General features: G+C 54.8%; 16 protein-coding genes. 13 read left to right on the top strand and 3 right to left on the bottom strand.

Features of this window, described 5'->3' with window-relative positions; genetic code table 11:
• Positions 1-49 precede the first annotated feature (49 nt).
• The 8 genes from JWR17_RS01595 to JWR17_RS01560 all read left to right on the top strand — a co-directional run bounded on the left by JWR17_RS01595 (position 50) and on the right by JWR17_RS01560 (position 10953).
• A complete protein-coding gene (locus JWR17_RS01595; protein ID WP_299827641.1) occupies positions 50-1648 on the top strand; it encodes an ABC transporter substrate-binding protein in 1599 nt (532 codons plus the stop codon).
• Positions 1649-1913: 265 nt separating this feature from the next.
• Positions 1914-3542, top strand: a complete 1629-nt coding sequence (locus JWR17_RS01590; RefSeq protein ID WP_299827639.1) for an ABC transporter substrate-binding protein — start codon at positions 1914-1916, stop codon at positions 3540-3542.
• A 376-nt stretch (positions 3543-3918) separates the two neighbouring features.
• Positions 3919-5295 (top strand): OprD family porin, encoded by a 1377-nt coding sequence (locus JWR17_RS01585; RefSeq protein WP_299827638.1) that lies wholly within the window; start codon positions 3919-3921, stop codon positions 5293-5295.
• Positions 5296-5387: 92 nt separating this feature from the next.
• Positions 5388-6983: an ABC transporter substrate-binding protein gene (locus JWR17_RS01580; protein ID WP_299827636.1), complete on the top strand. Its 1596-nt coding sequence runs from the start codon at positions 5388-5390 to the stop codon at positions 6981-6983.
• 75 nt (positions 6984-7058) lie between these two features.
• Positions 7059-8069, top strand: a complete 1011-nt coding sequence (locus JWR17_RS01575; RefSeq protein ID WP_299827634.1) for an ABC transporter permease subunit — start codon at positions 7059-7061, stop codon at positions 8067-8069.
• Positions 8070-8079: 10 nt separating this feature from the next.
• The gene (locus tag JWR17_RS01570; protein WP_299827632.1) at positions 8080-8991 is read left to right on the top strand and encodes an ABC transporter permease subunit; all 912 of its coding nucleotides are present in this window, start codon (positions 8080-8082) and stop codon (positions 8989-8991) included.
• A 10-nt stretch (positions 8992-9001) separates the two neighbouring features.
• Positions 9002-9970: an ABC transporter ATP-binding protein gene (locus JWR17_RS01565; protein ID WP_299827630.1), complete on the top strand. Its 969-nt coding sequence runs from the start codon at positions 9002-9004 to the stop codon at positions 9968-9970.
• Positions 9970-10953: a peptide ABC transporter ATP-binding protein gene (locus JWR17_RS01560; RefSeq protein ID WP_299827628.1), complete on the top strand. Its 984-nt coding sequence runs from the start codon at positions 9970-9972 to the stop codon at positions 10951-10953. Before JWR17_RS01565 ends, JWR17_RS01560 begins: the two co-directional genes overlap by 1 nt.
• 93 nt (positions 10954-11046) lie before the next feature.
• Here JWR17_RS01560 and JWR17_RS01555 read toward each other — a convergent pair whose 3' ends face one another.
• Positions 11047-13419 carry a sulfite reductase flavoprotein subunit alpha gene (locus JWR17_RS01555; RefSeq protein WP_299827626.1) on the bottom strand — a complete coding sequence of 791 codons (2373 nt, stop codon included), beginning with the start codon at positions 13417-13419 and terminating at the stop codon, positions 11047-11049.
• Positions 13420-13538: 119 nt separating this feature from the next.
• Positions 13539-15833, bottom strand: a complete 2295-nt coding sequence (locus tag JWR17_RS01550; protein ID WP_299827624.1) for a TonB-dependent siderophore receptor — start codon at positions 15831-15833, stop codon at positions 13539-13541.
• A gap of 191 nt (positions 15834-16024) precedes the next feature.
• Between JWR17_RS01550 and JWR17_RS01545 the strand changes: the two genes are divergently transcribed.
• The 5 genes from JWR17_RS01545 to JWR17_RS01525 all read left to right on the top strand — a co-directional run bounded on the left by JWR17_RS01545 (position 16025) and on the right by JWR17_RS01525 (position 20955).
• Positions 16025-16705 (top strand): Fe2+-dependent dioxygenase, encoded by a 681-nt coding sequence (locus tag JWR17_RS01545; RefSeq protein ID WP_299827622.1) that lies wholly within the window; start codon positions 16025-16027, stop codon positions 16703-16705.
• A gap of 4 nt (positions 16706-16709) precedes the next feature.
• Positions 16710-17519 (top strand): tetratricopeptide repeat protein, encoded by an 810-nt coding sequence (locus JWR17_RS01540; protein ID WP_299827620.1) that lies wholly within the window; start codon positions 16710-16712, stop codon positions 17517-17519.
• Positions 17520-17768: 249 nt separating this feature from the next.
• A complete protein-coding gene (locus JWR17_RS01535) occupies positions 17769-18989 on the top strand; it encodes an alpha-xenorhabdolysin family binary toxin subunit A (protein ID WP_299827618.1) in 1221 nt (406 codons plus the stop codon).
• A 37-nt stretch (positions 18990-19026) separates the two neighbouring features.
• Positions 19027-20022 carry an alpha-xenorhabdolysin family binary toxin subunit B gene (locus tag JWR17_RS01530; protein ID WP_299827616.1) on the top strand — a complete coding sequence of 332 codons (996 nt, stop codon included), beginning with the start codon at positions 19027-19029 and terminating at the stop codon, positions 20020-20022.
• A gap of 102 nt (positions 20023-20124) precedes the next feature.
• Positions 20125-20955 carry a hypothetical protein gene (locus JWR17_RS01525; protein ID WP_299827614.1) on the top strand — a complete coding sequence of 277 codons (831 nt, stop codon included), beginning with the start codon at positions 20125-20127 and terminating at the stop codon, positions 20953-20955.
• A 65-nt stretch (positions 20956-21020) separates the two neighbouring features.
• Here the strand turns inward: JWR17_RS01525 and JWR17_RS01520 are convergent, their stop codons facing one another.
• Positions 21021-22184 carry a type III PLP-dependent enzyme gene (locus JWR17_RS01520; RefSeq protein ID WP_299827611.1) on the bottom strand — a complete coding sequence of 388 codons (1164 nt, stop codon included), beginning with the start codon at positions 22182-22184 and terminating at the stop codon, positions 21021-21023.
• Between the last annotated feature and the right edge of the window lie 174 nt (positions 22185-22358).

Genomic DNA, 22358 nt, shown 5'->3' with positions numbered 1-22358 from the left:
CTGTCAGACCTCTCAGACAACGCGACTACCGCACCCCTTCGAGGCTTCCATGGGAAAAACATTCCAACCCTTGTTGCTCGCCACTGCCCTATTGGCCTGCGCCCCTTTCGCCCAGGCTGCCAGCACCCTGGTGTATTGCTCGGAAGCCAGCCCGGCGGGGTTCGACCCAAGCCAGTACACCAGCGGCACGGAATTCGATGCCTCCGCTGAAACGGTATTCAACCGTTTAACTCAGTTCGAGCGTGGCAGCACCAACGTCGAACCTGGCTTGGCAACTGCCTGGGATGTTTCCAGCGACGGCCTGAGCTATACCTTTCACTTGCGCCCGAATGTGAAGTTTCACACTACTGATTACTTCACGCCGACCCGGGATTTCGATGCTGATGATGTGCTGTTCACTTTCAATCGCCTGCTCGATCCAAATCACCCGTTTCGCAAGGCGTACCCGTCCGAGTCGCCCTACTTCAACGACATGGGCCTCAACACCACAATCAAAAGTGTCGACAAGATTGACGATCACACCGTGCGTTTCAGCCTGAACAATGTCGATGCAGCATTCATCCAAAACCTGGCCATGAGCTTTGCCTCAGTCCAGTCCGCCGAATACGCCGCACAGCTACTCAAAGAAGGCAAAGCCGCCGACATCAATCAGAAGCCGATCGGCACCGGGCCGTTCGTGTTCAAGCGTTATCAGAAAGACTCGCAGATTCGTTACAGCGCCAATACCGCGTATTGGAAACCGGAAGACGTGAAGATCGACAACCTGATCTTTTCGATCAATACCGATGCCGCCGTGCGTGTGCAAAAACTCAAGACGGATGAATGTCAGGTCAGTGGTTACCCACGGCCGCAGGACATCGAATTACTGGAGAAAGACCCCAACATCACCGTGCTCAGCCAGCCCGGCTTCAACCTGGGGTTCCTGGCCTATAACGTGACCCACAAACCCCTGGACCAGTTGAAAGTGCGCCAGGCGCTGGACATGGCCATCGACAAACCCGCGATCATCAAAGCGGTTTATCAAAGCGCTGGGCAGCTGGCGCAAAACGCCTTGCCGCCGAACCAATGGAGTTATGACCCGACGATCAAGGACGCACCGTACGACCCGACCAAGGCCAGGCAATTGCTCAAGGAGGCGGGTATCGCACCGGGCACGGAAATCAGCTTATGGGCCATGACTGTGCAACGTGCATCCAACCCGAATGCGCGAATGTCTGCGCAAATGATCCAGTCCGATTGGGCAAAAATCGGCATCAAAGCCAACATTGTCAGCTACGAATGGGGCGAGTACATCAAGCGCGCCAAAAATGGCGAGCATGACGTCATGACCTATGGCTGGACCGGTGACAACGGCGATCCGGACAACTGGCTGGGCGTGTTGTATAGCTGCGCAGCGGTGACCGGCAGTAACTTCGCTAAATGGTGCGACCCGGCCTACGACAAACTCGTGCAGCAAGCCAAAGTCACTAGCGACCGGGGCGAACGGATCAAGCTGTATCAACAGGCGCAGCATATTTTGAAGGAGCAAGTACCGATTACGCCGATCGCCAACTCGAAGGTCTTTCAGCCAATACGCAAGGAAGTACACGACTTTAAACTAAGCCCGTTTGGCCTTACCCCCTTCTACGGCGTAAGCCTCAGCAAATAGCCTCCAGTAACACCTTTGCTCTAAGCGGGTGCATTCCACCCGTTTGGTTGCACTTTCCGGGTGCGCACATGTTTCTAAAAGCGACCACGCAAACGATCAAATGCGCGCCATATTATATTTATGCGACATTCCTGTACGTTCGTGCCACTGTTTGCTACTTCATTGGCGCCATCATCTTGCTTTGGGTATGGCGCCTGCATAAGTATCCGCTCGGTCGACTCACAAGGTCGCCCTCTACTAAAAAATGACAACAACTGAGGCCACCATGCTCAAACAAGCGGTCATTCCGTTTTTACTCAGTGCAGGCTTACTCGCCTGTGCGCCTTTCGCTCAAGCAGCGCCGTCCTCCCTGGTGTTTTGCTCAGAAGGCAGCCCGGCCGGTTTCGATCCAGGCCAATACACCACCGGAACCGACTTTGACGCAGCGGCCGAGACAATGTTCAACCGTCTCAGCCAATTCGAGCGCGGTGGAACCGCAGTCGTTCCGGGCCTGGCAACCAGCTGGGATATTTCCCCTGATGGCCTGACTTACACCTTCCACCTGCGTGACGGCGTGAAGTTTCACACCACGGATTACTTCAAACCAACGCGCACGTTCAACGCCGACGACGTGCTGTTCACGTTCAACCGCATGCTGAACAAAGATGACCCGTTCCGTAAAGCCTACCCGACCGAGTTTCCATACTTCACCGACATGGGCATGGACGAGAACATCACCAAGGTCGAGAAAGTTGACGACCACACCGTCAAGTTCACGCTGAAAACGGTTGATGCCGCATTCATCCAGGATTTGGCCATGAGCTTCGCGTCTATTCAGTCCGCTGAATACGCCGCAAAACTGCTCAAAGAAGGCAAGGCTCAGGACATCAACCAGAAGCCAATCGGCACTGGTCCGTTCGTGTTCAAGAGCTACCAGAAAGATTCCAACATCCGTTACACCGGCAACAAGGATTACTGGAAGCCTGAAGACGTCAAAGTCGACAACCTGATCTTCGCTATCACTACCGACGCGTCGGTACGGATACAGAAACTGAAGAAAGGCGAGTGCCAGATCACCCTGTACCCACGCCCTGCGGATCTTGCCACGCTCAAAGCTGACACGAACCTCAAGATGCCTGACCAGGCTGGCTTTAACCTGGGTTACATCGCTTACAACGTGATGCCGAAAATCAAAGGCAGCGACGAGCCTAACCCAATGGCTCAGCTGAAAGTTCGTCAGGCGCTGGACATGGCCGTGAACAAACAGCAGATCATCGATTCGGTGTATCAGGGCGCGGGCCAACTGGCTGTAAACGCCATGCCGCCGACCCAATGGTCGTATGACACCACCATCAAAGACGCAGGCTACAACCCTGAGAAAGCCAAAGCGCTGCTCAAGGAAGCCGGGATCAAGGAAGGCACCGAAATCACCCTGTGGGCGATGCCGGTTCAGCGCCCTTACAACCCGAACGCCAAGTTGATGGCTGAGATGCTTCAGTCCGACTGGGCCAAGATCGGCATCAAGGCCAAAATTGTCACCTACGAATGGGGCGAGTACATCAAGCGCGCCAAAGCGGGTGAAAACGGCGCGATGTTGATTGGTTGGAGCGGCGACAACGGTGACCCGGATAACTGGTTGGGTACGCTGTTTGGTTGTGATGCGATGAACGGCAACAACTTCTCGAAGTGGTGCGACAAGCCGTACGACGACATCATCAAACAAGCCAAGGCAACTCCTGACCAGGCTAAGCGCATCGAACTGTACAAACAGGCGCAACACCTTCTCAAAGACGCCGTGCCGATTACTCCAATCGCGCACTCAACCGTCTATCAGCCTATGCGCAACAACGTGCAGGATTTCAAGATCAGTCCGTTTGGCCTGAACTCCTTCTACGGTGTAAGCGTTAGCAAATAAGAACTATGTCACTGCGCCGTTACATACGGCGCAGCGACATTGATTCCCATACGCCACGACACGCTACGTGAAGTAATCAACTGCCTGAATTGCAGTTGCCTACTGCTATTGCGGAATTTTCCTACGAGTTCTATAGCACTCCGGGCTATTTACTGCACAGCCCGAACACTCTAGCTTCGAGGCCTCAGGAAGTTTGTTATTCGCAAAAAGTTAAACCGTTCTTATGCACGGGGGAGTATTTCGTCCCGAGCAAAGCCGTTCCAACGATTTGACAGTTGGCACTTGCCAACACTTCGAACAGAACGGTCGCAGAGCACCATCCAAGCCAGATCCACCAAAAAAACTGGCCCTATAAAAGCAGTAAGGGAGCTTCAACGTGAAAAAAACAGGTACGGCATTATTAGCTTTGTCCATCTCCACATTAGGAGCAATGGCACAGGCAGAGAGCGTCAGTCAGGGTTTCGAACCGACAACGGTTAATTCCACCAACGCTCAGGATGACGCCAAAGGCTTCATCGAAGGCTCACAAATCAAGGGTTCGACAAAGAACTTCTTTTCGAAAGAAGAAAGTAGCCGTAACGACCTTTTCCATTACCAAAAAAACGGTACGACTGTCTCTACGCCTCGTCGCAACAGCTGGACACAGGGCACGATCATTGATTACTCCTCGGGGTTCACCCAGGGCGTGGTTGGCTTCGCCACCGAAGCTGCTATTTACAACGAAGTGGCACTCGAACAAGGCCATGCGCGCATCGCCGGTGGCGGCAACCGAACGCTCACAGACAGCGACGGCGATGCCATCAATCAATGGAGCAAGCTGGGCCTGGGTAACGTCAAGGCCCGTATTTCCAACACGGTCGTCACCGCTGGCCGCCAGTCGATGAACACGCCAATGGTTGCCTTCATTGGCAACCGTGTGCTGCCTTCAAGCTTCCAGGGTTTTGCGGTACAGAGCGACGAACTGAGCAATATGTCGTTCCAGGCGGGCACTTTCGACCGCGTGTCGCCGCGAACCGAACAAAGCCTGACCAAGTTCCGCTCCGAATATGCCAGTAGCTCCGCCACCTCCGACCGCTTGAGCACGGCCGGTGTTGACTGGAAACCTTCGAAAGCGCTGACCGCAAGTTTTTATGCGTCGGACCTGGAAGACTTCTGGAAGCAATACTACGTGGGCATCAACCACGACTTGGGCGACTCCCAGGTGTTGGCGTTGAGCACTGGGTTTAACTACTACAAAACCAAAGACAGCGGCCAAAGCAAACTCGGCGCAATCGACAACGATACGTTCAGCTTGTCCTTCACCCTGGCGCACCAGGCCCACAGCTTCACCGTGGCCTATCAGCAGGTTGAAGGCGACACCTTCTTCGACTACGCCCACGAAACCAACGGCATCTTCCTTGCCAACTCCTTGCTGTCGGACTTCAACGGCCCGAACGAGAAGTCGATTCAAATCGGCTACGGCTTGAACATGGCCGAATACGGCGTACCGGGGCTGAAGTTCAGCATCTACTCGGCACGCGGCTTCGACATCGACGGCACACACTACAAAGGCACGGCGTACGACGTGACGTCCATGAACGGTGAACACCACCAGGAATATGGCTTCGGCACGGCCTACACCCTGCAAAGCGGGCCCCTCAAGGCCAGCTCTGTGAAAGCAAGCTACACCACGCACCGCGCCACTGAAAACCAGGTTGACGGCAACATCCGAGAGTTGCGAATCGTGACCACGATTCCATTCAACATTCTCTAATCCGCTAACCACGGCGCCTGATGGCTGGCTCGCGGGGCAACCTGCGGTCAGCTAGCCAGGTGTCACCACTTAGATGTTTACGGAGGGTTTATATGAAATTGCTTTGTCTACGTACCTCGATTGCGCTAGCTGTTTTCAGTGTCGCCCTCAGCGTTTCAGCCAAACCCCTGGTGGTCTGCACGGAAGCCAGCCCTGAAGGTTTCGACATCGTGCAATACACGACCGCCGTTACCGCCGACGCGGCTGCCGAGACCATCCTCAATCGACTTGTAGATTTCGCACCTGGCACCACCGATGTCATTCCGGGTTTGGCCGAGCGCTGGGAAATCAGCCCAGACGGCCTGACCTACACCTTCCACCTGCGCCAAGGCGTGAAATTCCAGACCACCGACTATTTCAAACCGACTCGCACCTTGAGTGCCGACGACGTGCTTTGGAGCTTCCAGCGCCAACTCGATCCAAAGCATCCATGGCATGACAAATCGTTGATCGGCTTTCCCTACTTCGAAAGCATGGGCTTTACAGAACTGCTTAAAAGCGTCGAAAAACTCGACGATTCCACGGTCAAGTTCACCCTCACCCGCCCCGAGTCACCGTTCCTGCGTGACATGGCCATGGCTTTTGCCTCGATCTACTCGGCTGAATATGGCGACCAGTTGCTCAAGTCCGGAAAAACCGATGACTTGAACAGCAAGCCCATCGGCACGGGTCCGTTCATCCTGGTTCGCTATGCCAAGGATGCCCAGATCCGCTATAAAGCCAACCCTGATTACTGGAAGGGGCAAGTGCCCAGCGAAGCGCTGATCTTTGCGATTACGCTCGACAACAACACCCGTCTACAAAAATTAAAAGCTAACGAGTGTCAGATTGCGCTTTACCCGAAACCTGATGATATCGCCAACATCAAGGCTGACCCCAATCTCAAGATCGACGAGATGGAAGCCATGATGACCAGCTATATCGCGATGAATACTTCTCACAAGTATTTGAGCGACGTACGCGTGCGCCAGGCAATCAATATGGTGTTCGACAAAAAGTCCTATATCAAGGCACTGTTCGGCATGGGCAAAGCGACCGAGGGCGTTAACCCGTACCCACCGACGCTGCTAGGCTACGACGCAGATATTCAGAACCCACCCCACGACCTTGCCAAAGCCCGCGAACTGATTAAACAAGCCGGCGTGCCTGAGGGAACCGTTTTCACGCTGTTTACCCGTAACGGCGGCGCGGTTACAAACCCTAACCCGCTGGTTGGGGCACAGATGTTGCAATCCGATCTGGCGCAAATCGGTATCAAGGTGGATATTCGCGTTCTGGAATGGGGCGAGATGCTCAAACGCGCCAAACATGGCGAACATGACATGGTATTTGCGGGTTGGGCCGGTGATAACGGCGACCCGGATAATTTCCTCACCCCAAATCTGAGTTGCGATGCGGCGAAAAATGGTGAGAATTACGCGCGCTGGTGTGACAAGACGTTCGAAGACGCTATCTCGTCGGCTCGCGCCAACACTGATCCAGCTGAACGTGCCGCACTGTATAAGCAAGCCCAGCAAGCGTTTCACAAGGAACAACCGTGGATCAGCCTGGCTTATCCCAAGCTGTTCACTGCCATGCGCAAAAATGTCGAGGGTTATCACATCAGCCCTCTGACCACTAATAACTTCGCCACCACACAGGTGAAGTAGAAAAAAATACCGGCGTCGCTCATAACCTGAGCTTCGCCGGTGCACGCCTAACCGGCTGATGAGGTACACCACAAGATGTTTAGTTTTATTGCCCGCCGCGTGGGGTTGTTGATACCCACCTTCTTCGGCATCACGCTGCTGACCTTTGCCCTGATTCGCTTGATTCCGGGCGACCCTGTGGAAGTGATGATGGGGGAGCGCCGGGTTGACCCGGTGATGCATGCCCAAGCCATGGAACGCCTTGGTCTGAACAAACCGCTGTACGCTCAATACCTCGATTACGTTGGTAAGCTCGCCCACGGCGATCTTGGCGAATCGTTGCGCACCCGTGAAAGCGTGTGGACTGAATTCACCGCGCTGTTCCCCGCCACTCTGGAACTGGCGACTGCGGCCCTTATTTTCGCTGGCATCCTTGGTCTGTTGGCCGGGGTGATCGCAGCACTCAAACGAGGATCCCTGTTCGACCATGGGGTAATGGGTATCTCGCTCGCGGGATACTCAATGCCTATCTTCTGGTGGGGCCTGATCCTGATCATGTTTTTCTCGGTGACGTTAGGCTGGACTCCCGTGTCCGGACGCATCGACCTGCTGTATGACATCCCGCCCAGAACCGGCTTTATGTTGATCGACACCTTGCTCAGCGACGAGCCTGGTTCGTTCCTCGATGCGCTGCATCACCTGATTCTGCCGGCCATCGTGCTGGGGACCATTCCCTTGGCGGTGATCGCCCGGATGACCCGCTCTTCGATGCTTGAAGTACTGCGTGAAGACTACGTGCGTACCGCCCGCGCCAAAGGCCTGTCGCCTGCCCGTGTGGTATTCGTCCACGGCCTGCGCAACGCATTGATTCCGGTATTGACGGTGTTCGGCCTGCAAGTTGGCACATTGCTCGCCGGTGCGGTTCTGACCGAGACCATTTTCTCGTGGCCTGGTATCGGCAAGTGGCTGATCGAAGCTATTGGCGCCCGGGACTATCCCGTGGTGCAAAACGGCATCCTGCTAATCGCCTGCCTGGTGATTCTGGTCAATTTCGTAGTAGACATCCTCTACGGCTTTGCCAACCCACGCATTCGTCACCACGGCTGAGATCATTCCTATGAGCACCACTACTCCCGCGGTAGCAGTCGATCAAAGCCTGCTGTACCCGTCGCCATACAAAGAATTCTGGAGCGCGTTTGCGCAGAACAAAGGTGCCGTTGCCGGCCTGATGTTCATGATCCTGGTGGTCTTCTGCGCACTGTTCGCGCCGTGGGTCGCCCCTCACGACCCAAGCGAGCAATACCGTGACTTCCTGCTGACCCCACCGGTCTGGCTGGCGGGCGGTCAATGGCAGTTCCTGCTGGGCACCGATGAGCTGGGTCGCGACCTGCTATCGCGCCTGATCACGGGTTCGCGCCTGTCGCTGCTGATTGGCATGTCCTCCGTCGTCATGTCATTGATTCCAGGGATTCTGATGGGCCTGCTGGCCGGGTTCTTCCCACGCATTCTCGGTCCGTCGATCATGCGTCTGATGGACATCATGCTGGCGCTGCCTTCGCTGCTGCTGGCCGTGGCGATTGTCGCGATCCTCGGCCCTGGCCTGATCAACACCATCATCGCTATTGCCGTTGTGTCCCTGCCATCGTACGTACGACTGACCCGTGCTGCGGTCATGGGCGAACTGAACCGCGATTACGTGACCGCTGCTCGTCTGGCTGGCGCTACACTGCCGCGCCTGATGTTCGTCACCGTGCTGCCTAACTGCATGGCACCGCTGATCGTGCAAGCGACCTTAAGTTTCTCCTCGGCGATTCTCGATGCTGCGGCATTGGGCTTCCTCGGCCTGGGCGTGCAACCGCCAACCCCAGAGTGGGGCACGATGCTGGCCTCGGCTCGGGATTACATCGAACGCGCCTGGTGGGTGGTAAGTCTGCCTGGCCTGACCATTTTGCTCAGCGTGCTGGCAATCAACTTGATGGGTGACGGCCTGCGCGATGCGCTGGACCCGAAACTCAAAAATGCCGCCTGAGGAGATTCGTATGTCACTTCTAGAAATCAAGAATCTCAACGTCCGCTTCGGCGACGCCACGGCCATTCCGGTGGTCGACGGTCTGAGTCTCAGCGTCGAAAAGGGCGAAGTACTGGCCATTGTCGGCGAATCGGGCTCCGGTAAATCGGTGACCATGATGGCGCTGATGGGCCTGATCGACAAACCGGGCGTCGTCACCGCCGACTCGCTTAACTTCGACGGCAGTGAACTGCTCAAGCTCAGCAACCGCCAACGCCGGCGCATTATCGGCAAAGACATGGCGATGGTGTTCCAAGACCCGATGACGGCCCTGAATCCCAGCTACACCGTGGGTTTTCAGATCGAAGAAGTCCTGCGTCAACACTTGAACATGAATGGCAAGGCCGCGCGGCAACGTGCGCTGGAGCTGCTTGAAAAGGTAGAGATCCCCGGCGCTGCGGCCCGTTTGAATGCCTACCCGCATCAACTCTCGGGTGGTATGAGCCAACGTGTTGCCATTGCCATGGCCATTGCCGGCGAACCAAAGCTACTGATCGCTGACGAACCGACCACGGCGTTGGACGTGACGATTCAGGCGCAGATCATGGACCTGCTGTTGAGCCTGCAAAAAGAGCAGGACATGGCCTTGGTGCTGATCACTCACGATTTGGCAGTGGTCGCTGAAACCGCTCAACGGGTATGCGTGATGTACGCCGGCCAGGCAGTGGAAGTGGGTCAGGTGCCGGGCTTGTTTGACGTTCCCGGTCATCCGTACAGCGAAGCATTGCTGGCAGCGATCCCGGAGCACAGCATGGGTGCCGACCGTCTGGCGACCCTGCCAGGCATGGTGCCGGGCCGTTATGACCGACCACAAGGGTGCTTGTTGTCGCCGCGTTGCCCGTACGTTCAAAACAACTGCCGGACCCAGCGTCCAGCACTGGACTTGAAAGCCCACAGCTTCGCCCGCTGCTTCTATCCGCTGAATCAGGAGGTCGCGTAATGACCGTCGTTCTTACTGCACGCGACCTGACCCGTCACTACGAAGTCTCACGCGGCCTGTTCAAGGGCCATGCACTGGTTCGCGCCCTTAACGGCGTGTCGTTTGAATTGGAAGCCGGCAAGACATTGGCCGTGGTCGGTGAGTCCGGTTGCGGAAAATCAACGTTGGCCCGCGCCCTGACCTTGATTGAAGAGCCCTCTTCCGGGTCTTTGAAAATCGCCGGCCAGGAAGTGACCGGCGCCAGCAAAGCCGAACTCAAACAACTGCGCCGTGATGTGCAGATGGTCTTCCAGAGCCCCTACGCGTCGTTGAACCCACGGCAGAAAGTCGGCGATCAACTGGGCGAGCCCCTGCTGATCAATACCAATCTGTCGCGCACAGAACGCCGGGAAAAAGTACAGGCGATGATGCAACAGGTCGGTCTTCGTCCTGAGCATTACCATCGCTACCCGCACATGTTTTCTGGCGGCCAGCGTCAGCGTATCGCCCTGGCTCGGGCGATGATGCTGCAACCTAAAGTGTTGGTGGCGGACGAACCGACGTCGGCGCTGGACGTGTCGATTCAGGCTCAGGTGCTTAACCTGTTCATGGATTTGCAGCAGCAGTTCAACACTGCTTACGTGTTCATTTCCCACAACCTGTCGGTGGTGCGTCACGTTGCCGACACCGTATTGGTGATGTATTTGGGTCGTCCGGCGGAAATGGGCCCCAAGGAAGAGATCTATAACCGGCCCTTGCACCCGTACACGCGGGCGCTGCTGTCAGCGACGCCGACGATTCATCCGGACCCGCTGAAGCCGAAGATCAAAATCATCGGCGAACTGCCGAACCCGCTCAACCCGCCAACCGGCTGCGCATTTCATAAGCGCTGCCCGTACGCGACCGAGCGGTGCGTCACCGACGAACCTGCCTTGCGTCTAGTCGACAACCGCCAGGTTGCCTGCCATTACGCCGAGCAGTTCATCGAAGGGAATACTGCTTAATCGTCAAATTGCGCTGACTCTGTGGGATCGAATTTATTCGCTCCCACAGGAATTGCGTTGCATCACCGCCTCCTACAGATTTACGCGAACGCCTCAATACACCTCCCGCCGAAAGCGCCCCTGCTCGACCAACTGTTCAACCTCGCCCGCGCCCAGCAATTCCACCAGCACTTCCTCGACCCCCATCGCCATGCCTTGCAAGCTGCCGCAGATGTAGATCGATGCGCCATCGGCCAGCCACCTGCGCAATTCATCCGCTGACTCTCGCAGCCGATCTTGCACATAAATTTTCTCCGGCTGATCGCGGGAGAACGCCAAATCCAGTCGCGCCAGATCGCCGTTCGCCAACCAGCCTTGCAGTTCTTCGCGGCAATAAAAATCGTGGGCCACGTTGCGTTCGCCAAACAACAGCCAGTTGCGCGTTTGCCCTTCAGCGATCCGCGCCTTGAGCAGACTGCGCAAACCGGCCAGACCCGTGCCGTTGCCCAACAAAATCATTGGCACCGGTTCACTCGGCAAATGGAAACTGCTGTTTCGCCGCAGACGCACACTGATGGATGACCCCAACAAGGCGTGCTCCGTCAACAGACCAGAGCCCAGCCCGAGGCTTCCGTCCGGATGGATCTCTTGTCTGACGATCAACTGCAAGCTGCCGTCTGCCGGAATCGAGGCGATGGAGTATTCACGTGGCACTGCACCGTTGCTCGGCATAACTTCCAGCAAATCGCCTGCTGCCCAGACGCACTTCGCGGGCGGCATCAGGCTCAACAGGAACACCTTCGATCCGACGCTTCCCGGGTTTAATAACTCACGCTGACTCAGGGTCCAGCGCTCGAACTCAGGTGCTTGCCACGCCGCGGTCGACTGGCTCCCCGTCAACCCATCAAGCCGCTGTTGCCATTGTTGCAATGCACCGTTGTCGCCGCTGTCGACTTCAATGGGAGCAAACAACAAACTGCCACCGTGTGCTGCCAACCAATCATGCAAGCGTGTGGCAAAGGCGCAGAAGTGTTGGTACTGCCGATCACCCAGCGCCAATACCGCGTAGTTCAGGTCAGGTAGCGACAATGATCGACCCAGCAAGGTGCGTTCAAAACCACGGGCGCTGTCTGGCGCCTCGCCGTCACCAAAGGTACTCACGACAAACAGCGCGTTACGGCTCTGCTGCAAATCCAGCTCAGTCAACCGCGCCAATGGCTGCACACGCACTGACAATCCAGCGGACTGCAACTGCCCGGCAGTCTTCCACGCAATCTGCTCGGCGAAACCGCTTTGGCTGGCAAAACCGATCAACCAGACCGGTGCAGCGGTGTCGACATTCGATGCCAACGCACCACGAGCGATTGCTACCTGGCGCTTCTTACGGCGCCGATCCAGATACAGCAGCCAACCGGTGATGAAAAACAGCGGCATCATCAAGGCTGCAAGCGACATGACGATGCGCCCGACGATGCCAAAATAACTGCCAACATGCAGCGCGTAATTACTGACGACTAGTTTGGCCGACAGGCTCTTGTCTGCATAACGCGACTGCCCGCTGACAGCGCCCGTCGCCGGGTCAAGAGTGATCTGGTTTAGCGCCCGTGGGTGTTCGGCGTTACGCAGCAGGTAGAAAACCGTTGCGGGCTGGCCGGCAACCGGCGGCAAACGCAGGTTCCAGCTTTCCAGCTCGGGGCCCGCAACAGCCCGAATGCTGTCCCACACTTTGACGTAATCCACGGTCGGCAACGGGCCTTCTGGCGCCTGCTGGCCACGGCCACCGCGACCGCCTTTGCGCATCTCGCCTGAAGGAGCATCACCGAGCAATCGGTTTACGCCATTGCTGTACCAATCGTAGGACCACATCAAACCGGTCAAGGCCGAGACCAAATAAAACAGCAGGCACCAGGTACCGAAAATCGAGTGCAGATCCCACTTGAACGCTCGACCCTTTTTCGCCCAGTCCATCGTCAGCCATACCCGCCAACTGAGCAACTGACGCGGCCAGCGCATATACAGGCCGGACAAACAAAAAAACACCAGGATCAACGTACAAGCGCCAGTGAGCTGTTTACCGAACTCTCCCAGCACCAAATAACGGTGCATCTGCAAATCCAGCTGGAAAAAATACTCTCCGAACAACTCGGTTTTCATGATCAGCCCGGTATAGGGATCGAAGTATTTCAACTCCCCACGGCGTTGGCCCGGCGGCGGCGTAAACGATACGCGTGCGGCTTTATCACCGACAGTATCGAGCCACAGCGCGGACACTGTGTTGCCAGTGCTGGCTTGGAGTTTCTGCACCAGTTCGACCGGCTGCAAAACCCCGCCAGCACGTTGTTCCACCTGCAATGCGTGGGGATTAAGAATCTCGAGAAGCTCATCCTGAAACGAGGTAATCGCTCCGGTAATCCCCATGATCGCCAGCACCAGACCCGCGCTGATGCCGAGGAACCAGTGCACTTGAAACAGGGCTTTCTTCAACACCTTAATGACCTCGATCCCATCAGCAAGGGCGCATTATGCGGCCTGAATAGAAAATATTCTCATCCGCAGATGAAGAAACCCCGCGCGGATGACCGAGCGGGGTTCTAAGACTTATGGGGTTAAAAGTGGAAGTTGACCCCCATCAGCGCCGTGCGACCTGCTGCCTGGGTAGCAAAGTGCGCGGCATAGCTTTTGTCGTAATAGGTTTTGTCGGTGAGGTTTTGCAGATTGAGTTGCAGATCAACGTTCTTGGTCAGCTTGTAGCTGGCCATGGCGTCATACCGCGTGTAGGACGGTACATATACGGTATTACCGGCATCGCCATAAACATCACCGACATAAAACGCGCCTCCGCCCACCGTGAGTTTTGGCATCACTTCATACGTGGTCCACAGGCTGCCACTGTTTTTTGGCGTGTTTGGCATTTCGTTTCCCGCAGCCGAAATACCACCCACGGTAACCGCGCCGTTACGGCCGGTCAGACCCGCATCAACCAGCTCGCTTTTCAAGTAGCTATAGCCTGCGAAAACCTGCCACTTCTCGGTGATCTTGCCGCTGGCTGACAGTTCCACACCATCAACCCGAGATTCACCGGCGTTTTCGTACGTGTTGGTCTGCACCAGCACCCGGGTGTTTTGTTTCTCGGTACGGAAAACCGCCGCGGTTAGCGACAGGCGATCATGAAATACGTCCCACTTGGTACCCAACTCATAATTCTTGGTGGTTTCTGGTTCCAGATCACTTTGGAACGTGCTATTTCCAGCCGTCAGCGGATTGCCATCACTGCCCTCGTTGAGCGAAGCGCCAGGCGGTGTTGCCGAAGTGGCATACGACACATAAATGCTGCCGTTCTCGACCGGTTTCCACACCAGGCCAGCCTGCCAGTTCCAGAAGTTACTGTCGTTACTGGTCTTGCCGGCGGTGGTGTTCTTCGCCTTGGTGTCGAAGGAGTCGTAACGCAGTCCTACGTTGAGCAACCATTTTGGATCCAGCTCAATCGTATCGAACGCATACAACGCGCGCGTGTTGCCCACCGTGTTAGTACCTGCGTAGTTGCGCACTACAGTGCCGGTGAAGTCGTCGCCAGGAGTGGGGTTACTTAACGAGGTGCAGGTGCCACTGGCAACTACACCCGGACGGCAACCACCCCCGGCAGGGTTGGCGTTCGGAGTAACCGTATAGCCGGTGACGGTACTTTCTTCACGGGTGATCTCCAGGCCGGTCGAATAGTTGTTTTTCAAACCGAACGCGCGAAACTCGCCAAATAAATCCGTCTGGTTAGTGGTGGTTTCTGTGCTGCTGACGCGGGTGTTGGCACGGCGCCACACGGTGCCGTATTGGTTTACGTTGTGCTGGCTATCGTCCGGCTGTGTAACGACGTAATCCTGACTGGTACTGCCGTGGCGCAACGTATTCTTCAGGGTCATCTGGTCGTTGATGTCGTGCTCGATGGAGAAGGTACTGATGTCGGCGCGGGTCTTGCGGAAGTCTCGGTCCTTCAATCCGTAGAAGTTATTGCTGTCGCCACCATCGTTGGGCTTATCGTGCACGTGGGCAGCGGTGGCCGAGGCAGAACTGTAACCGTACGGAATGCCAGAGTCCGGCAGGTCATTACTTTCCAAATGGTAGTAATTGACATTGACCCGTGTCGGTGTGCCCAGGCCGAAGGTTACCGACGGCGCCACGCCCCAGCGGTCGTAGTTGATCGTGTCACGACCGGCCACGTTCTGCTCGTGGCTCATGAGGTTCAAACGGAACGCTGCGGTGTCGGTAAACTTGCGGTTTACGTCCAGCGTGTAGCGTCGAGTCTGGTCGGAGCCATAGGTGAAACCACCGTTCAGAAAGTCGTTTTCTTGCGGTGCTTTGCTGACGATATTCAAGCTACCACCCGCGGAACCACGACCACCAAATGCGGAGTTCGGGCCTTTACTGACTTCAATCGATTCGATGTCGAAGATTTCCCTCGATTGCGATCCGGTGTCACGTACCCCATCCAGGTAGGTATCGCTTTGGGCGTCGAAGCCGCGAATGAATGGCCGATCACCCTGGGGGTTGCCGCCCTCGCCGGCACCAAAGGTAATTCCCGGCACGGTGCGCAATGCATCCTGCAACGAAGTGGCCCCCGTATCCTTGAGAACTTGCTGCGGTATCACGGTCACCGAGCGCGGTGTATCAACCAGCGGCGCGGTGTATTTCGACGAAGAAGCTTTCTCTACCTGATAAGAGGTTTGCGCTTGGCTTTCCCCGGTAATACTCGTGGCATCAAGAGATATCGCAGTGCCGCGAGGCGCGTCGTTAGTACCTTCAGCGGCCTGTGCTAGTTGCGAGGCAGAGAACGCAGAAATGGCAACGCCAATCGCAGAGGCAACTAGACGCGGTGACTGAGCCGAGGGCTGAACGTGGTGTCGCGACATGGGTGGATTCCTTCCCCAAAGAACTAAGGTCGCGGAATATAGATGAAATAATTCTTTATCGCAATTGCGAATGATTGACATTCGAAATCGTGTGTAGGTTCTTTAGATGAATTTATCACTACCCAGAAACCGGTTTACACATCTGATGAGAATTACTATCATCCGTGATTTGTTCTCACAGGAACATCCGAATGCTCCTACATATCCCCGGAATATTTTCCCGCGACGAGGTCGTGCGTATCCGTGCGGCGCTGGAACAAGCGGACTGGGCGGATGGCAAAATTACCGCTGGGTTTCAGTCGGCGAAAGCCAAACATAACCTGCAACTGCCTGAAGGCCACTCCTTGGCAGTGGAAGTAGGAGCGGCTCTGATCGAGCGGCTGTGGGCCAACCCGCTGTTCATGTCGGCGGCCCTGCCGCGCAAAATCTTCCCGCCGCTGCTTAACTGCTACACCGCTGGCGGCAGCTTCGATTTTCATATCGACAACGCGGTTCGTCAGGCCAGGAACAGTCCGGAACGGGTGCGCACCGATTTGTCGTCGACCCTGTTTTTCAGTGACCCCGACGAATACGACGGGGGCGAGTTGGAGATACAAGACACGTTCGGCACCCGGAGCATCAAATTACCAGCGGGTGACCTGTTGCTGTATCCGAGCACCAGCCTGCATAAAGTCAATGCCGTTACACGCGGCGCTCGCTATGCCTCATTTTTCTGGACTCAGAGCCTTGTTCGCGAAGACAGCCAGCGCGCCCTTTTGTTTGAAATGGACGCCGCGTTGCAACAGCTGACTCAAGACCTGCCCGACCATCCTTCGCTGATCCAATTGACGGGCACTTATCACAACCTGTTGCGCCGCTGGGTTGAGGTGTAATCCTGTGACCTATGCACTGCGACGAACAGAAACCCTCAATGGCGAGCAGCTCAGGTCCATGCTGGCAGATAACCCCTCACGTGCGGCCCAGGCGATACTCAGTGCGGCCAAAGCGCGTTTAGTTGATGCCCAGGCGTTGCTTGGACAACTTCTGCTGGACGGCACCGGCATTCAGAAGGACCCGGCACTGGCGGTGGTCTGGTTCCAGATCGCGGCCAGAAACGGCCATGTCATGGCGCACAACATGCTCGGCCGCTGTTACGAGCAGGGTTGGGGTGGTGAGCTGGATTTGGCACGTGCCGCTGTTCATTATCAGACGGCTGCCGAGGCAGGACTGGATTGGGGTCTGTACAACATTGCAAACTTGTTGGCGACCGGCCGAGGCGTAGCCCAAGACCAGACTCAAGCGCTTGAGTGCTACCGCAAAGCCGCTCATATGGGCCACGCAAAGTCCATGAACTTGCTGGGGCGCTATCTGGAAGAGGGACGCTACTGTGCCGTCGACATCCCAGCGGCACATGAGTGGTACCGGCGCTCCGCAGAAGCCGGCGACTTTCGAGGGCAGTTTAGCTATGCGGCAGTTCTAGCTGAACAACACCTTATTCCTGACGCGTTGACGTGGTTGGATCGCGCATTAATGAGTGGAAACCTGAATTTTCTGCGCGTCAGCCGAACGCATCTTCTATACGCCAAACATCCTGAAATACGCGCCAAAGCATCTTGCTACCACCGACGAGCTGCGGAGCTGGGTAGCGAGTCTGATCGGGTTGCCCAGGCATTGATTGAAACCGTCCCTGACGTCAATGCTTCGTAGCGATACCTGAACGACGGATTAATAAGCAGATACATATTCTATTTTTGACAACGTCCAGCACACGACGCCGCCATCGGCAAAGCCCTACCTGATTTACGCATTTTCCTACAGCCTACGCCCGCCTTTCACTTTTGACACCCCAAACTTAAATCCTCTAGCCTGCAAGCAAGTGCATAACCAGCTGTATTGCACTTAAAGATTATTTTCACGCCAGGAAGGCGTTAATAACTAAGCAACGGATTGAATATTATGACTGACACACCTACTGGCAATATAATCACCGATAACGCCATCGGCGCCTATGAAACTTTCATCACAATGTCGTCAGGGAAACACCCGGAAAGCAACCGTGCACAAGGCATCATCTTAACCCAATCGCAGATCGTGGCTATTCGCAAGTATGCCTACAAGGCGATAAGGTTGCCTACGTCTATGGTAGATGTAAAAGCCTATCTCAACTTTAACGTTGACGCAGGCATTGGTAACAAGCCTGAAGATTTCCGGGGAAGTTTTATTATCATCCATAACCACGCCAAGCGGTGGGACAGGATTTACCGCGACATCAAACTCGTCACCACAGAGCTGAAACTGTTTGGCGCGAAGATGATCATTTATGGCAACGCCATGGACCGTATTATTGGGGAAATCAAAGCCGCTAACATCTTGAAAGGTCTGGGCATTAGAAGCTATGCCGATTTGGCGGCTGCGAAGATAACGATGGGCACCGCCTTCCCCGATCTCACGCTAGACGCCGAGGACCTCCAGATAGCAGCGACGTTCGGCGAATGTATCTCGATCATGCTGAGAGGTGTAACGGCTCAACATCGCAAGGCGCAGGCGATTAATGATGCATTAAGCAGTTTTGCAAACGACCTTGCTAACAATGTACAACAACAAATCAGTACCCGACTGGCCGCCGTTGAGGCCCCCTCACTGAATGCTAAAGTTAAGGCTTTAACCGATAAGATCGCAGAGCGAGCGGTGGCGATTGATGAAAAAACAAGGGAATACAAATCAGCCGTAGAAAAATCATTGAGTGCCGCTGCCGGGTTGAATCTTTTTGGCTTGGGAATGGCTATTTACATCGGCGTCGAGGCAGAAAAAATCCGTAAAGAACGGAATGCCCTAAGCGACTTGCAACAAGCAGATATCTCGCTTCTGGAAGCCCAGGAACAAACACTTGGACGACTTGCCCAAATCAAGCTGGACCTGCAGAACCTCGACACGCTGATCTTTAGCGCTGATAAAGCCACTAAAAACCTAGTGTCTGTGTGGGATTCGATCACGCTATACGCGCAGAGCTCAAAAGAAGCGACTGAAGAAATTACTGATGGCATGAGTGCAATTATGTTTTCCATCGAGTTCGCCTTAGTTGTGGAACCCTGGAAGCAGATGAGCAATGACGTTGAGGATTTGCAGCAAGTTTTCATTGATGCCGATACCGAGTTCAACCAGATTTACCAACCTTAAACCCATACTAATTAGCGAATCCACCACCATGACTACTATGAAGACCGTCACCCCCCAAGCCTTAGAACTTACAACCCCTGATCTGGACGTTATAAACAGCAGCTTAACCGCCATGCTAAAGGCGTGGTCCGTCGCTGATGTTGCCTTCAGCAAAACTCAGTACCTGCCGGATCTACACGCCAGCTGCCGCAGATGGTATTCCAATGCAGTCAACAGCCGTGCGACCCTGAACAAAGTCTGCCGTGCTGTCAGCATTGAATTCACTACGGCCGTCAAAAAATTCAATGCGTTGAACAACGCGTCGGTTGGATCCACCGACCCGGTGTTCCTGGAGGAGATTAACGTATCACTAAAAAAACTGCAGACTCGCCAGGTTAATTTTATGGGCGTTGAGTACAGCAAGTTAGCAAAAGCGTTGGATGCTATCGACAACGCCTTGAACACGTCTGGTACAAAGTCGTATCTGATTGGCCTGGAAAAAGATACCGCTACATTCGTTGAGCGCATTGACAACCTCAAGCAAGACGCAGACACACTGACCGACCAGCGCAAAGTCTTGACCGACGCCATTGAAGCGCTTGAGGGAACAGGCTTGATCAACACGGCCCAGGACTTAACCCTTACCGGTGAAAAAATTATCTCCATGGGACTGCTACCGCCTCAAGCGGCACTGATAGCCTTGGCCCTTGAGCAAATGAGAAAAACGCTGGAGGACGCCAACGCGGCCCTCAACTATCTTTCTCTGATTGCAGCCAGGAACATAGTTCGTGAGCGAATCGAGGCTAAAACCACTGAAGTAGCTGCGCTGGAGCAAAGCAACTCGTTGGTTGCGCAACGCGTACTTTATCTTAATGCCATTCACGATCTAAACGATCAGCAATTAGAGCTGGCCATGGAATTCAAAAAAGTGGTCACATCATTCCGTTCTTTCCTGGCGGTAATCACTAAACAATTAACAGACGAAGACGACGGTGCCGCTGAATTTTTTGCGGGCCTGGACAAACTAACCGTTTACGTGAAGCTTATTGGCTAAGCCGCACGGCAATACTCTCGACGATGATCAATAGCAGCCGAACTCACTGCCAGGCCGTTACGTTCGGCTGCTCCTGCCTCAGCATTCACTGGTGAATTACTAATGAAAAACGCATCAGCCTATTTAGGCATGTTTGACATACTTGAAAATTACAAATCATTCCTTAGAGCGCTTCCCGATCAAGTTGAATCCGTTATCGTAACGCTTGATTTGCAATCGCTCAGTGAGTACAGACGTGTCTTGGAGCCTTCTATCAGGCTAGTTGTGCCCATCGCGCGAAATCGACTGAACTCATGGCTGGTGGATCTAAGCAGAACGCAAGCCGAGCACGCCAACGTCATTCTTTTCATAGATGACTTGATCACGCTGTCCGACCAACTGGCTGCGGCCACTGCAACGATGACGACTGCGCAGAGAAAAATGCCGCTCCATGGCCTGGATTTTCAGCGGGCACCCTTTACGTTGGCAGACCATTTCAAGGTGATTAAATCGGCCACTATCAAGGGAATGGTTGATCAGTCAAGACGGTACCTTAATGACTATTCGAAAAAAAGCGCCGACACAACGTTTTACTTATCAAATGTAACAGATAGCATCCCTGAAATCGTGCCGCGCATCAGTGATTTTATGAAAGGTGCAATCAGTATCTACGCACGGCATAAAAAGATTGATTTAACCAAGCCTCATAACGACAAAGCACTGAACGCAGTGAGTGAAGCGGAAAAAAACACGGCAAGCATTTATAAGAGGACTCACTCGAGTGCAGGTGACGTGCGGTCCTACCGTGCGCTCATTGATGAGCTGCTATACCGAACCACCAGAATCTTCGCTCAGATGTTTGTAGACCGCTTACAAATCCGAGAGTTCGAGACGCATCTCACTGACAGCGTAATACTCCTGAAAGAGCTTAAATACGAACTGCAGCAAGTTTGAAGGCTGTCATCGGGCGTCCCACAGTAAAAAGGGCCCTAAAGGACCCTTTTATCCTGTCTGTAGACTTATACGTAAAACGATTTCAACGGCGGAAAGCCATTGAATTCAACCGCGCTGTAACTGGTGGTATACGCACCGGTAGACAGCCAATACAAGCGGTCACCAATAGCGAGGTTCAGCGGGAGTCCGTACTTGTAGTTTTCATACATGATGTCGGCGCTGTCGCAGGTAGGACCGGCGATAACAACTTCTTCAAGTTCGCCTTTCTTTTCGGTCCAGATGGGAAACTTGATGGCTTCGTCCATGGTTTCAATCAAGCCAGAGAACTTGCCCACGTCTGTGTACACCCATCGCTCAACGGCAGTACGCGACTTGCGCGCGACCAACACCACTTCGCTAACCAGAATGCCAGCGTTGGCAATCAACGAACGGCCCGGTTCCAGGATGATCTCCGGCAGGTCGTCACCGAAGTCTTCCTTGAGGAAGCGGATGATTTCTTCGGCGTAGGTTTCCAGGCTGTTAGTACGGGTGATGTAATTGGCCGGGAAGCCGCCACCCATGTTGATCAGCTTGAGAATAATGCCGTCTTCTTCTTTCAGGCGCTCAAAGATCACTTTGACCTTGGCAATGGCGGCGTCCCAGACGCTGATGTCGCGCTGCTGGGAACCCACGTGGAACGAGATGCCGTAAGGCACCAGACCCAGCTCACGGGCGAGGATCAACAAGTCCATGGCCATGTCGGTCTGGCAACCGAATTTGCGCGACAACGGCCAATCGGCAGTGGTCGAACCTTCGGTGAGGATACGAACGTAAACCTTGGAACCCGGTGCGGCCTTGGCGATGTTGCGTAGGTCAGCTTCGGAGTCAGTGGCATACAGACGCACGCCCTTCTCGTAGAAGTAGCGAAGGTCCTTGGACTTCTTGATGGTGTTGCCGTAGCTCATGCGATCGGCGGTCACGCCTTCGCCCATGACTTTATCCAGCTCATAGATCGAAGCGATATCGAAACTTGAGCCTTTGTCTTTAAGCAGATTGATGATTTCAACGGCTGGGTTAGCTTTGACGGCGTAATAAATCTTGGCGAAATCGAAGCCTGAACGCAGGTCGTCATAGGCTTTGTTGATCATCGCGGTGTCGATGACCACGAAAGGGGTTTCTTGCTGATCGGCAAACGCCTTCATTTTGTTGAAGGTGGTGAGCTCAAAATAGTCTTCGACTTTGATCGGCATGCTGGGATCTCCTACTGGCAAACGGGATTGATCAATGGGTGCGAATGAACGTCCTCCGTGTGTATCCCCACTTTGGTTCGCCTACTTCCCAAGGCCTTCGCCGAAAGCAAAAAGGCCATGAGAAAAAGCGCTTCCCTTGGCCTTGCGGTCTCGTCGTCAGTACTTGAGCCGGAT

This window comes from Pseudomonas sp. (assembly GCF_028293835.1).
Classification (GTDB): domain Bacteria; phylum Pseudomonadota; class Gammaproteobacteria; order Pseudomonadales; family Pseudomonadaceae; genus Aquipseudomonas.
Note: the sequence above shows the minus strand (reverse complement) of the source record. Positions and strands in the feature narration are given on the sequence as shown.